This window comes from uncultured Fibrobacter sp. (assembly GCF_946062555.1).
GTDB lineage: Bacteria > Fibrobacterota > Fibrobacteria > Fibrobacterales > Fibrobacteraceae > Fibrobacter.
Map to the genome: position 1 here is coordinate 1 of NZ_CAMGVQ010000077.1, position 14,948 is coordinate 14,948.

General features: G+C 46.5%; 5 protein-coding genes and 1 pseudogene. 1 reads left to right on the top strand and 5 read right to left on the bottom strand.

The annotated features are described in order from the left end of the window. The 5 genes from Q0P86_RS15180 to Q0P86_RS15200 form a co-directional block, all read right to left on the bottom strand. On the bottom strand, window positions 1–4,417 hold a 4,417-nt coding region (locus Q0P86_RS15180), incomplete at its 3' end, for a hypothetical protein (protein WP_295040620.1). Further along, window positions 4,417–10,932 carry a hypothetical protein gene (locus tag Q0P86_RS15185; RefSeq protein WP_295040621.1) on the bottom strand — a complete coding sequence of 2,172 codons (6,516 nt, stop codon included), beginning with the start codon at window positions 10,930–10,932 and terminating at the stop codon, window positions 4,417–4,419. The genes Q0P86_RS15180 and Q0P86_RS15185, both read right to left, overlap by 1 nt. Then, a complete protein-coding gene (locus Q0P86_RS15190) occupies window positions 10,914–11,390 on the bottom strand; it encodes a hypothetical protein (RefSeq protein WP_295040623.1) in 477 nt (158 codons plus the stop codon). The genes Q0P86_RS15185 and Q0P86_RS15190 overlap by 19 nt, the downstream gene beginning before the upstream one ends. Next, window positions 11,390–11,881 (bottom strand): OmpH family outer membrane protein, encoded by a 492-nt coding sequence (locus tag Q0P86_RS15195; protein WP_295040625.1) that lies wholly within the window; start codon window positions 11,879–11,881, stop codon window positions 11,390–11,392. The genes Q0P86_RS15190 and Q0P86_RS15195 overlap by 1 nt, the downstream gene beginning before the upstream one ends. A gap of 47 nt (window positions 11,882–11,928) precedes the next feature. After that, window positions 11,929–12,432 carry a hypothetical protein gene (locus Q0P86_RS15200; protein ID WP_295040627.1) on the bottom strand — a complete coding sequence of 168 codons (504 nt, stop codon included), beginning with the start codon at window positions 12,430–12,432 and terminating at the stop codon, window positions 11,929–11,931. Window positions 12,433–12,592: 160 nt separating this feature from the next. On the opposite strand from Q0P86_RS15200, the pseudogene Q0P86_RS16980 reads away from it, so the two are divergent. Continuing rightward, window positions 12,593–14,675 (top strand): annotated as a pseudogene (locus Q0P86_RS16980) (ATP-grasp domain-containing protein); the annotation flags it as partial. Window positions 14,676–14,948: the final 273 nt, after the last annotated feature.

Here is a 14,948-nt window from a genome sequence, read left to right on the forward strand (position 1 = left end):
TCTGCCTCTGAGTTTGTGTCGCACGGACACGACCCATCAAGTCATAGAAGGTTCTTGTCTCCCCGGCATCGGGTTCGAGGCTCCACACCATTCGGCTCTGGGCATCGTAGCCGTATTCATTCGGGGTAACGCAATTCGCGGGTCTTGGCGTATAGCCGCAACTCATTGGCGGGTGCGACTTGACCACGTTTCCGCGGGCATCCAGTTCGTTCACGCTGCGGGCGAGCAATTTGCCCGTACTGTCCAGCGAGCCGCTCACGATCACGCGGCCCTCGCCGTCCTTCACCGTGAAGGCCCTGCGTCCGTCCTGGTCCGTGATCAGTTCCCACAAGTGGGTGGGGGTCGCATCCCTCGCAGCACGGTAGTTCGTGTCGCCGTCGTAGGCCCGTCCGTGACGCACGGCTGCCACGGCGGAGTTCAGGCTGGCCGAGTCCAGCAGGTTGACGCCTGACAGGTTGACGCCCGAGGAGTAGGACTTTACCAGGTGCGTCCGCCCATCTACGCCCGTAACGCCGAAGGCTTTGCCTGGAGCGCCCTCCACATCCTTGGTGGCCATGGGGTCGGGTTTCCATTTCGTTTCCACATAGGGAATGCCATCAGCATCGGGATAGTCAGGGTTTGCTGCGGTATAAAAGGATTTTGCCATACCGGGGTTGTGTTCCGTCTTGCGTTCAGAATTACAGTCGAGAGCCCCCTTGCAGGGGAGAGCGAAGGGCAGGAATTTTTTCCATGTGCGACCCATGGCATCCCGTTCGGAATCCGTTACCAACAGTTCCTCTGCCCCGTCGTAGGCACGGGTTTCCAGTTCCTCGCCGGCTGTATTGGTAAATCGGACTGCGTAAGTGGAAGGCTTTTGTGCAGAAGCGAGAATCAAAATCGCATCGTCAACCCGTGTCATTCCGTTGGCAGTAACGGCAACCGCGTAAACGGCAGGATTTTCAAACAGGGACTTGCTGAAAAATAGAGTATCTTGCCTCCATGTGCTTCCACCTGAAAGCGTATTCGAACTTATAGCCGTTTCGTTTCTCAAAATTTGGACAGTCAAGTTTCCCGTGTGCCAAATAGTTAGCGTAGCACCGCTATCTGCAAGCAAATTTCCCGCCTGTAATGGAAAGTCCTGAACGATGCTTGTCCCGTTTGAAAGTTCCAGATGTCTCGAACCCTGCGGAGAATTTCCCATGACACTGTAAGCTGTTCCAGATACATTCCAACCATGCAGATAGTCCGTTTCAAAGTCCCCTCCCGAAAGCAATTGTCCCACGGAATAAAGCACCGCATCGGTACGGTTGGGCTTTTGGTTCGGAATCGCTGGTCGTGGGTGCGTCAAAGAGAAAACGGTGTCGCCTATGGTTGCCCCTTGCACAGGGAATGTCGGTGCCGAGGGGTCGGGAATTCCGTAAAGCAGATTATTTTTGGAATCAGTAATTGTGACATTATTTGTTATAACTTGGTTCCAGAGATTTGCATAACCCTCTTTTGCTGACCAGTCATCGGAAAAATTCCAGACAAAGAAATTTTCACATTCAGAGGAACAACCAAACAGACATTGATCCAGTAATTTGAATGACAAATTTTTTATGCTATTTGAGGGCAGACCATTTGTAAAAGTAAAGCGGAAGTTATGCTTGTTTCCTGAAGAGATTCGTAAAACTGAAACTCCATCGCCAATGGACATTGTTGTTCCAGCGGCATATAGGGTGTCGCTTCCCACCGCAAGCAAGGGAACCTGTCCTGCTGCATGGGTCACGTAGAAATCTACATACACTGGGCCTGCAAGGCTAGAATCGCCATCATTGCGGATTTCAAGAGAAACGCTTCCTACAGCGTCATTTACATGGCCACTGGGAAGATTTTTTCCTTCGTTATGAACGGTTTCTTTGACAGATAACTTCAATTGCTTTTTTGTGTAGCCGTTACAGGGCCACATTTCCGTTCCGTAAACAAGACTTCCCGATGCATCAAATAGAGCCATCCTATCATTTTCCGTCAAGGAAGAATTTTCTTTCCAACTGGCAAATTCTTTCCAATCGTAATTCTGCCAGGAATCCAAATGGGCTGAAACGCTGAACGGTTGGTTAGGTACGGCTTGACTTGCGGCAACGGAAATATTTTCTGCCAGTTTCACTTTTAGGACATACAAGTTTTCGTCGCATTGTTCCGTTGTCTTGCTTGAAATTTCAACGAAATTCTGATAATTTTCAAAAACTATCCGCGAAGCGTCCAGCGTGTCGCCTCCGTTGTAGTAAAAACGAAGTTCGTAATTACTGATGTCTGCGGGAACATTTCCTCGATTCTGTATCTGGAAACTGAAATTTGCAGTATTCTGGGAATTGGAATTGTCTTCAAACAGAATGGCCAAATCCTTAAACGGATTGAACGAAGACGAGGAAATGGAACTGCTACTAGATTGTTGTGAAGATGAGCTACTCATGGTAATGTTCGAACTAGAAGAAGGATAATCGTCTTCGCAATCAGTTGCCCATGGCGGAACTTCACCCCACAAGAGTGAGCCGTCTCCATTAAATAGCGGCGCCTTTGGGGCATATCGTCTGCGTCGCAGAGTGTCGTTATCCGCATAGAAGTTACCGATAGACCAATCATCGGATTTCGTCATTCTTGAGCCTGTGCCATAGACGAATCCTACCTTGCTGTCTTGATAGGTGCGGTTCGGAAGCAATGTCATGTTGTTCCTTCCGATGTAGCGGATTCTGAACCGTTTGCCTCCGCAGGATTTGTATTCCGTATCCACGTTGGAGTCGGTGTACCAATAGTGAGCCGTAAGCAAAGGCAAAGAAGTCTGCCTTTCCTCGTGAGTTCCATAGTAATCGTAATGCCACCCAGCAGACAATATCCTAGAACCATTAGAATAATTCACAATACCGCTGGCAATATCCAGTTGGTATTTCTTGAACCAAGTTTCGTCTCCAATTAAAACTGCAAGGTCTGATTCCGTATGTTGTGGATGTTTTGAACCATCAAGAACGACAACCGTTCGATTTGCTGTAGAACTTGCCCCAAAGGAATCCTTCACTTTAACCGTGTAAGTATAAGAGCCTAGATTCTTGACGATTGCCTTTCGAATTTCTCCATTTTTGGAACGGATATAAAATGCTCGCCGATTCGCTTCCGTATTCACGTTGTTCTTGACAACATTCTCGTAATCGTCCCAATAATCCGCAGGGGTTCCCACTTCAATCCAGGAAGGAAGGCTACCGGTAAGCTCCATCGTAAAATTATCGCCGTCAGCGTCGGTGACAATTGGTCGTAAAAAGTAATCTTCCCCTTCGTATATCGTATCTGGCCCCGCTGTAGGGAATTGGATTGTGGGAGCAGAATTGACCATACCATCCGTACAAAATCCCGATGTAGAATTTGTTCTGAACTTTTGCCAGTTATAAGTGGTTACCTCCGTCGGTCGAACAATACTACAGCCCTGTTCAGAAAACCAAGAAGGAGAACTACCCCATAAGAGCTTTCCAGAATGGTCGTAGAGTGCCTCGTTGGGATTGTAAAACAGGTTTCTCTGCATGGCTCTCGCCGTATAGTTTGTCGCCCATCGCGGAGCGGAGTAGTCCACATAGGCGTTTTGTCCTGTGGTTGCATTATACCCTTTATCTGCATTCAAGAACGTCCCAATATCCTTGTCTTGCAATGGACTATAATAGTAGAGATTGTAAGAATCGGCAATTTCGTTATAGCCAATCTGAAATTCATCTGTTCTTGCTCCTGCCCCGATATGGACATCACCGCTTAACCGATGACGTATGACAAAATTTCCCTGACCGCAATCCAGGACCTGCACACAGCCATTGCTCGGTTTCTTCCAGATATTGATTAAAGGCTGCCGTCCTGATTGACGTGTTCCATAATAATCGATATATGGACTCTGTAAAGTCCTTGAAGTGGTCGTTGTATTTTTCAAGGATGTGTAAATTTCCATTTGACGACCATAGCTGGCCGCAGAATCGTGCATGGCAATCACCACGCCATAATAATTTGATGGTAATTCAGTTACATTGAAGGAATATGAAATTTCGGCCTGTTCTCCAGTCAGTGTGTTCCTCACCCGAAGCCGCCCTGAGTAATTACCAACTGATGGAGCGTATCCCGATAGTTCCAGCCAAAAATTTTGGTTATTCTGCCAATGGTAATGGGCGTTATCCAGATTAGAATTGAATGCAGGACGACCATTTGGCTTCAAGAAACTCGCATTTCCGAAAACATTTTCCAATACATAGGGGGCTGTCCCTTGCTCTAGTTCCTCAGAACCATTACCCGAAACACCGTCGATAAAAACGGCAACGAAAACCTTTTCGCCAATGATAAACTGGGTCGGATTATTTTCCGCAATACGTACAGAAAGTTGCCCAAAAGAGAGTGCGACAAGCGCAAGAATGATAAGAAGGAATCTGGACATCAGTTTCCTCCCGAAGTTTGCTGTACCGATGTTCTATCATCATTTCTGTATTCGCGATGATGAATCTTGAAACTGTTTCCGTCATCGTCACGGCTCTGGACAAGATACCCGAAGGGGTCATATTCGTAATAAGTAGAAATGTTGTTTTCAGAAATAATTCTGACCAAATTCCCATATCTATCGTAAATGAATGTCTTTGCGACAGCATCTTCCGGATAGACCCTCAGATACGAAAGTAGATAGCCTCCATATAGAGTTAACGAGAATGTTTTTTCGGAGATCCTTTCCCGAATACGTTCCCATGGGCGACCGGACTTTTTGATGGCGTACTCCGCAACAAGGCTCCTGTTGTCGGATTCCGCAGCACATTCGATTTTCATGTAGCCCTGGGGTCTGAGTATTATGTTGTCTGTAATATCGTAACCTTGGGATGATAGGGAACAATTCGCCATGGCGATGGTATCGCCGTATGGGACGATGCTTCCTACCTCTGAAAGCCTTGCAGGAAAGAAAATCCCCGTTTCGTGCATTCCATCGTAAGAATAGTGGGTAGATGTGATGCGGTCAAAATCGTCTGCAGATTCTCGGACTCGGTAATGGTTATCTACAAGAAGGAAGCGGTTTCCCACATAATTGTCCTTGTCCGGGAAATTCTCTCCTGCGTCGGGATCCGTACTCTGGAATGCCCCCACGGATTTTTCTAGCTCATCCCCGTTCAAGATATCCTTTGGTTCTTTGCGACTTTTGAAATTTCCCCATGCCACGATGGGTTTTCGTTGTATAGAGTAAATGGAATCAGGAAGGAATCTGAATGGAAAGATTTCAAAGCTTCGAAGGCTGTCATTTGTTCGTATGGAATTCCATTTGTCTGCAGTGTCAACAGAACCCGAATATAGAGCCGTAAGAAAATTTTGTGTAAACATGTTACGGCGGAACATCTCGTTTGCAAGGGAACTATCACCTACAGGAACCGCATAGTGCGGCCTTTTCAAGGTAAGTTTGCGCATTTCCTTGCCGTCGGAAGTGGGCGTCTTTGCAAGGGTCGCCATTGGATGTCCCGTAAGTGGGTCAAACAGATGGTTTTCGAGAGAGGATTTCTGCCAGAAGGAAACATGGGAAGAGGGTTGGTTATCGTGACCTGTCCATGAGCTGGAACCTATTTGAAACGCTGGATAGCGGATATGCTGAAATTCCTTGTGGACAACGGCCTCAGCTGGATTGCGCATGTAAAGTTCCATGTACGAATCCTTGCATACGGACTTTTTTCCCTCAAGATTTTTCTTGCCGTCCTTATCGACGCAATGCATTTTTTTCTCGGACGACCATTTCTCTACTTGTCGACCAATTTTATATCTTGTATTATAATCTATACCTTGAAGCGGCATCTCACTCATATTGGGAACTGCGGTAGAATAAATTGAACTATCCTTTTTTACAATGACATTTGCCAAATCTGAAACGCCCCTTTTGAACGTGATGCTGTAATTAAGTCCGAGGAAGGACGTGAAATCGTGGTAGGCCGCACCGTTTTCCAAAAGGACGTCAATATTATCGATGTCGTACGCACCATTTGAGGCTGCCTTTAAGTCAATTCTAGCGGAGGCGTACTCGGCCCGCTTATAAAGTATGGGATAGAATCCCAGTCTTTGGCTTCTTTTCCATAACAAATCGGCTCTGGAATTTTCGTTAACATTGTCACTCGTCGTTATGGCGATAGCCGCCTCGTTGAATTGCGTCAGTGAATCAAGTGGTATCAGAGTTTGCGAGTCGTTAAACGAACCATCTTTATTCATCGTCTCTATTTTTACATTCACAGTCGTTGACATTTGTTTTGAATAAAAGAATAACGACTGTCTTTTTTCAGGAAAAAGGATGACCGTCTTCGCGTCTGTATCTGCGATTTTATTTTTGGCTTCGTCTAAAACGGTTATCCGCACAATACGCCCATCGTCATGGTCGGCTTTCGGATTTTCCGATGATCCTAGGATGTTTAATTTCAAGAATGGATTTAAAAGGCTTTTCGTCTCGTCGTCAATGTAATCCTCAGGAATCCCCGTTTCCGGTGTGATATAATGGAATTCTGTCGTTCCATTCTGCATGGTTTTATTTTTGGAGGAATTTTTTACGGAAACCTTAGGGTAGGTGATTCTTGGTCCGGGAATGAACAGCAAATCGTCATCGTCAAAGCCAACGATTCTTGACATGGGGTGTAAATGGACATCCGGCAGAGCGTGTGAAACCTTGGTCGTGTAGAATCGACTTCCTAGGACAGTCGTATAGCTTGAATCGGGCAACTGGGCTAGTTCCCCGTTCGCGTATTCGTAAGTAGTCTGGGCGGTCAAGCCAATATCATGTCTTGTCAATTTTATTACTTTCAGGTCGCCCGCTTTTGTACTCTCATGATTTACACCTGTCCATAGATAACCGTTGCGGGCATCATTGCTTTTTATCGACCAATTCTGGGATTTGTTGATTTTAAATGCAGCTTTTTTTATTCCAGTTTCCACGTTATCAAACAATCTGTTTAAAACCAAAATTCTGCTCGTATCGGAGGAATTCTCGAACATATTAAGAAGAATACCGTCTCCAACTAGAGCAACGCTGCGCGTCCTGCTGCATTTTCCCCATCCAAACATTCCGCATTTGACCTTGGTTCCCACCTGTGTCATTAAGTTGAAGAATAGATTCGAGCCGATAGTAACCTGCATTGTATCCAGGTATTCAAAACCGCTACCTCCAAAACCTTTAGGCCTTTCTTTGTCCCAATAAGCGTCTCGTGGCCCAAGACATTGCTCTCTCCAATAGAGGGGCTTTATCTTTATGCATAAATTATTTTCATTGTCTCCAGTTATGTTGTAATTAGAACATTTATCAAAGTCAAAAAATTCAACGGTACGCTTATCCTGTGAATAGTCGATACTTTCGCCGTATTTGTCACGTTCGTACTCAATTGTGAGGACTCCTCCCGCTGGATCGGTTATCTTGTTGAGACTCCATGCAGAGGCTCCAAAATCCGCAAATTCCTGAGAAACTTTGTGGTTCTCCACATTGGCGGAATTAGACCAAAAGCCGTATTCGTCTGTCGTATTTGTCGAAGCGAGAATAGTCGCATCTAAATCGTTGAACCCCTCGAAATAATCCAACGGGTATAAATTTTTAGTTGTAGAATCATCCTTGGGGATTCCTCCCTGGAAATAATCCACCCAGCCATCCTTTGTGCTAATCCGTGTAGGGCTTGCAGCGGGGGAGTTGTACGAAAATTTAAATGGTGGTAAGAATGCACATTTTTTATTTTGACATCCTTTTTCTGTAACGGAACGCAGTGTCAATTTCCCATAGAGGGAGGGCCTATTGGAATTTTCACAAATATCCATACCGACTGAATCAGGGGATTCCATAACCTGCTGAATAGAATCGCCATGCGGGTACTTTCCCTTGCAGTAGGAGTTCAATGTTTTGGGCTGTAAGGAGTAATCATAGTCGAAAAGGTATTCCTTATATGCATCTGGATTATCTTTTTTGTAATATGATATTTTTGACAGGTATCTCGTTTGGTTTTCGAATATGTTATCTGAATCATGACTGAAAATAATTTCAGACCAATCGATGTATGGATTCTGGACGATATCGCCATTGTCCCCGATAACGATATTTTCTTTTTCTTGTAAAATTGCCGTGTCGTTTTCGCTGATATAGAATAGGTTTCCGGATATCCTGGAAGATTTAATTCTTAATTTGTATAGACCATATATGCTTTCGGCCCCTTGAGTCCTGGCATAGGAGTTTGGTTCTATTTCAAATTCCTTTGGCATGGACGGCATATCCAACACTATATCAATATTTGATTTCTTATACGTGACTATATCACTATAACTGGAAGGCGTCTTGTACTGAATTCCATGAATGGCGATAGTCTTTCCCGCATATAAGTTGCTTATAATTTGGTTCGGTATGGGACTGTTGAAATAAATGTATTTGGGTGTTACGGAAAAATTCTGCGTTATAATATGATGACATTGGCTGACACTATTTTCGACGGAGGGTACGCAGAATGATTTTGAACCTTTTTCGCCGACACTATCGATTTCCCAGCCCAAAGAAGCCTGTACCATGATAGGCACGGTCGAATTTCCCGCCTCCCATCCCTTCCCGTCAGCGCGCTCGGATGTATTCAGTCCAAAATCCACACGGTGTGACGCTGTTTCGATAGACTTTAGATATACATATTCCTTTACACCGAATGACGCCTGGTACATTCGAGAATCGCATCCCTCTGGTGTAAAAGCATTTCTCCTAGACCTGAAGTTAGGCAGGCGCACAGCATCTAAACCAGGTCTTGCGTAGGGGGTTCTCCACCAATAGAGCGTGGGTTCCGTATATTTGAATTTGACATTGTATCCTATCTCCTTTTCGCCAAGCTTAATATAGTCCGCTCCTTGGATTTCCGTAAGCAACCATTGCGTCGCATACGGGTTCATATTGACGGAATAGGAATAAAAATAGTCCTTGGTGCTGGATTCCTTATCCGCATGGCAGGATTCCTCAAGCGTACCGGAACGAAATACGAAATTATATACGTCTTTGACACCGGCAAGAGGATTCAACGCGTGCTCTATTGACCAGTCGTTGATAGCCTTTATCCCAGACCATAAATTTTCCCAAAAATTTTCGTACTTGCTGCTGGATTTATCAGCAAATAAGGGAACGCCCTTGTCACGGTTGATGGAGTAATCAACTTTTAAATAAGAATGGACGGGTTGTTTGAAATAGTATCTGGTTCCATCGGCGTTTGTAATGACAAACCCTGCTAATTTCCCAACTGGGCTATTATCCTCAAAAATGGGCGTAATCCTTTTCGATCCATAAAGGGCGTATTCGTAATCGGCCAGAGTTCTCTTTATCAGCCTATCAGAGGCTTTGTTTCTTGGACGGGTTGCGTTTTCGCCGACATCATCGCTCTCGTAATAACCGCCCCCTTCGCCAATGAACATGAATCGCATTCCGCTACGTTCCTCGCTTAATTCGTCTTTTGAGTTGAATACAAGCCTATTGCCATTATTGCGGTAGTTTGTCTGGTACATGCCATACACGGAACATTTATGGTTGTTGCGGATGCAATATGCGTAATCCTCGTTTTTGCCATTTCCTGTAGAGAGTAAATTGCCTTCGCCATTTTTCAGGAAATCATTTTCGCAAGGCCAGCCATCTTCACAGTCGTTGATAATTGTGGAGTAGGACTCTACGGACTCGTATCCATCCGTTTTCTCGTTGCTGATTCCTTTATACAGTTGATGCTTTTCCCTAGCGAAAGGCCTAAATGTTCCCGAAACCCCTTCTGTTGAAACAGAATAGATGTCAAATGCGGGACACATATCGTCTTTGCCGATACTTTCAAGGGAGCGGCCTTTTAGAGTCCATTTCCAAGGAATGGATGTTCCCTGTGCCGTCCTGGACGCAATTTCTGCATCGGGAAGTCCGCCCAAGTTGTTTGTATCGCTTACATCAATAGACGGCCCCGCTTGATACATATATCCATATACATATTCCGATGTTGCTGCTCTCATCCAGTATTCATAAGTTGTCTGGTTGAAACCGAACGAGAAAACGCCTATGTACGTGGGAATTATGACAGCAAATCCTGTTGACGAGGCTTTGTTAGAACCTTTACTTGTCGAATTTGCAATGGATAGGGCCGCTCCATCTACCGCAATGCCCACACCGCCGGTTCCTATAGACAGACGGTGTTGCCCTTCCGATATGGATGTAGAAACCCCATTGCTGGAAACATTCAGCCCAAAACTTGTTTGGCTGTTTCCGAATCCGACGTTTCCAGAAACTCCCGAGCCGGTGCTAATTTGAGCTCCCATGGACGCTCCGCCCGCATGTAGATTTGCCCCTATAGATGCCGCCGCTTTCCCGTTCGCAGTTGAAAAAAGGAGGCTTGAATTCAACGATGCGTAAGAATTCAGACCGACAGACGCATTCAGGCCAACAGCTTCAGTTCCAACGGTGAAACCAACACCTGCTACACCTGCTATTCTTGGCCCGATAGAAGCTGAATAGCCAACGTTCCCGTTGCTAGAAAATGTTTGGCCGACACTAAACACCCCGTTACTGAATCCGAGCTCAACACCCCATGTCTGCATTGCGGAGTACTGATAAATAAAGCCGAGGGTACCCCCATGAAATTGGTCATCTGGAACACCCCTGACATCGCGATTGATGACGCCTGGATTTAGGCTCCATCCAAGCCCAACCCAGGACGCTTCCTGTTGAGGGGATATTCCTGCATGGTAGGAAAGGGACAGCGGGTAGTTTCCGTATGGACCAGGAATATTGCTGAGCGGAATTTGGTATGCGAAATCCCCAGTCAAGAGATTGACCATGTCCTTCATTCCTGATGGCTCAAATTGAGTGTAGTCGGGCTGTGTCGGTCCCCCTTGCAAGGAGTACGTGTAAACAGTCAAAAAGAACAATATTCCAAAGATTTTCTGTGTCACTTTTTCTGAATCCATCGATTATCGTTACAATTTTTTAAGGGTATCTCTACGGGATTTCGATTTTTTATGGATAGTTGGATGTACGTGTTTTTGTTTCTTATGGACTCAGAGAAAGCAAGTGAATAGACATCCGTGTTTCCAACTTCATAAGTGCTTATCCTCCTTAAAATAGAAACATTCTCCTTTTTACCATCATAAAGTAGAAACGCTTTTTCTATTTGTATGGAATTTGAAGGCGTTACAGAAACAACTAGATTTGTACCCAGACCAATGAAGGTGTCCCATTTCGCTTTTTCATAATCAGATGAAAGGGGCAAAGCCGTGATGGTCGATTCATTTATTTGAACGGTTGATTTGCATTTGTTTTCGTAAAAGGAAATAAATTCGTCAGCAGACATTTCTTTAGAACAGCCAATTGCCGAAAGAGAAGCAATTCCCCAAACAATCCACTTATGTTGCGTAATTTTAGGCACTATTTATAACGAGAATTCAAAAAAAGAACAAATTCTCCAGTAACATCCACTTTTGAACCATCGCCATAAACGATGCTTCCGTTGCTGGAAGCGAAAACAATATCCAATTTTTCCTTTTTTGCAAATTCTTGAATCGATGAATTGATTTTTTGATAAACCGAAGTCATTTTTTCGATTTGAAGGGTTTGAATTGCCTTTTCGCGGGCAATATTGAATTTTCCCAATTCTTCAATCCGATTCAAATGTTCCTTTTTTGCCTTTATCTTTTCTTCGATGGAAAGGCTTTCGTATTTATTTTCAAGATCTCGTTCAAAGGAAACAAGCGAATCCTCGATAATCCTTTTTTCCGCCAACCATTTTTCCTCCTCGGCCCGCAGGTCGTCAAAGACTTTTTGTGATTCAACAAAGGAGGAAAGCATTTTTTCCGTATTCACGAAGCCATAACGAACAGATGTTGTGTGATAATAGATAACGGCGATAATGCTTGCCAAGGAAAGCAATGTGGGAATGATGAAAATGTTTTGTTTACGGAACATGTCTAATTGGATTCGATGAAATGGTTAAATTCTTGCGTCTTATCGGCTTTTGTCCCACTCCCGAAAATGACTGTGTTGTTGTTAGAAGCAAACAAAACCGAAATGCCCGATGCCACGCAGAAGCTTTCAATCTGACTATTGAAAGCCTGCCTCGCCAATGTTAATTGTTTCTCGGATTCCCTTGAAAGCGAATCGATTTTCTTGTGGCGAAATATGTTGCTTTCAAGGTTCATCAATTCGATTAAAGTCTCCTCTTGTTCCCCGCGTTTAATGGAAAGTGTGTCAAGCAACCTTGCTATGGAATCGGAGTATTTTAGGCTTTGTCTTTTAATGGCCTCGTTTTGTATCGCAATCTGGTTGTTGATTGATTGTATGTGTGGACTATTTGATATAGTCTGGTAAGAGTCTATAAAGAATGGCCCATCCTGCCGATTTGCCAATAGGAACAATGCCGAACAAAGAGAAACTATTGATAATAGAAATGTAAGAACAATGCCATATTTCATAAGTAAAAAAAATAAAAAATGAAGTTAGTCTCGGATGGACATTTTTATTATTGATATAGAAATATAGGTGTTTAGGAGTTGTCACACTACAAATTCTCATTTTTTCTGCATTGGGAATAAGAAACCTTTCATATTTAGCTCATCCATACTTTATGTTCTGGAACGCCCGCAGGCCCTCCTCCCGAACTTGGGCGGTCAGACCGGCCTGAACCTCGCCTCTGCACTCAGCAAGGCCGGCGTGCTGGACAAGTACGGCGTGAAGGTCATCGGTGTAAACCTCGATGCTATCGAACGCGGCGAAGACCGTGAAATCTTCAAGGAAACCATGCAGAAGCTCGGCATCGACACCCCGCGCTCCGGCATTTGCCACTCTGTGGAAGAAGCCGAAAAAATCGTGGCTGAAATCGGCTACCCGGTGGTGGTTCGCCCGGCATACACCATGGGCGGTGCAGGCGGCGGTTTCTGCTACAACGTGGAAGAACTCCGCACCATTTGCGGTAACGGCCTCGAACTCTCCATGACGCACCAGTGCCTCATCGAAGAATCCATTCTCGGTTGGGAAGAGCTGGAAGTCGAAGTCGTGCGCGATTCCAAGAACCAGATGATCGCCATCTGCTTCATCGAAAACATCGACCCGGTGGGCGTGCATACCGGCGACTCCTTCTGCGCAGCCCCGTTCCTCACCATCGACAAGAAGCTGGAAGAAGAACTGAAGGAAAAGGCCTTCAAGATTGTGGAATCCATCGGCGTGATTGGCGGTACCAACGTGCAGTTCGCTCACGACCCGAAGACCGGCCGCGTGGTGATTATCGAAATCAACCCCCGTACCTCTCGCTCTTCCGCTCTTGCTTCCAAGGCAACCGGTTTCCCCATCGCCCTCATTTCTGCAAAGCTCGCTGCAGGCCTTACCCTCGACCAGATTCCGTACTGGCGCGATGGAAGTCTCGAAAAGTACATCCCCAGCGGTGACTACGTTGTGCTCAAGTTCGCACGCTGGGCATTCGAAAAGTTCCGCGGCGTCGATGACTGCCTCGGCACCCAGATGAAGGCCGTGGGCGAAGTCATGGCTATCGGCAAGACGTACAAGGAAACCCTCCAGAAGGCTATCCGCGGTCTCGAAAATGGTCGCTCCGGCCTCGGCTTTGCGAAGGACTTCAACAAGAAGAGCAAGGAAGAACTCCTCGAAATGCTCAAGACCCCGAGCCGCCTGCCGGCTGACGAACTCCTCGTCAAGGCCAAGAAGGACGGCTTCAGCGCTGTGAGCCGTAGGCGACTCGTCAAAACGGGCCGTCGGAGGCGAGAGTGAGGCGAAAGCCGAACGGTCGTCATGGGTACATTGCAAAGATTCTTGGGCTACGCGAAAAGGACGTGCGCAAGAAGCGTACCGAACTCGGCGTGGTCGAAGGCTGGTGTGCCGTGCCGGTGAGCGGCGTGAAGGACCAGTACTACTACTACAGCACCTACAACTGCAAGGACGAATCTACCGCTTCCACCAACCCGAAGAAGATCATGATCCTCGGCGGTGGCCCCAACAGAATCGGCCAGGGCATCGAATTCGACTACTGCTGCTGCCACGCTGCAATGGCCCTCCGCGAAATGGGTTACGAAACCATCATGGTCAACTGCAACCCTGAAACGGTTTCTACCGACTACGATACCAGCGACAAGCTGTACTTCGAACCGGTTACCCTCGAAGACGTTCTCCAGATTTACCACAAGGAAAAGCCTGCAAGCCGAGTGTCGCAAAAATGAACTCGTTCATTTTTATGACCGAGGCGAAGCGGCGGACGCTGTAGGCGTCAAAAGCCGGCTGGCGTGATCGTGCAGTTCGGTGGCCAGACCCCGCTGAACATCGCCCGCGCCTTGAGCGACCGTGAGCCAAAAGCGACTCGTCTTAACGAGTCGTGTTGGCGAGAGCACATGAATGTCGGAGTGCCTTGTTGAATTATGAGTGTGCGGTCTTGTGCCGCGTGAAGATTCTCGGTACCAGCATCGACTCCATCGACATCGCCGAAGACCGCGACCTGTTCCGCAAGATGATGGACCAGCTCGGCATCCCGATGCCGGAAAGCGGCATGGCCACGAACATCGACGAAGCCCTCGCTTGCGTCAAGCAGATCGGTGGCTACCCGGTGATGATTCGCCCGAGCTTCGTGCTTGGCGGCCGCGGCATGGAAGTCATCTACGACGAGAACATGCTCCGCGAATACGTGGCGAAGGCCGTGGGCGTGACTCCGGATCGCCATTCACAAGACCGTTCGGCTTTACAAGCCTCACTCTCGCAAACGCACTCAGCTTGCGCTTGAGTGCGTCTTTGCTCACGGCTCATCGACCGTTTCCTCCACAACGCTCTCCTGTGAGCCGTAGGCGACTCGTCATAACGAGTCGTCGAAGGCGAGAGTGGAGCGTAAGCGGAACGGTCTCCATAGGCGAAGCCGACGCGCTCTCTGACGGCGAACATGTTTACATCCCGTCCGTGATGGAACACGTGGAACTTGCCGGTGTCCACTCCGGTG

Bases quoted from the DNA above. Each gene is read 5' to 3' on its own strand.
- Q0P86_RS15185 (WP_295040621.1), bottom strand. From the start codon at position 10,932: ATGGATTCAGAAAAAGTGACACAGAAAATCTTTGGAATATTGTTCTTT.
- Q0P86_RS15200 (WP_295040627.1), bottom strand. From the start codon at position 12,432: ATGAAATATGGCATTGTTCTTACATTTCTATTATCAATAGTTTCTCTT.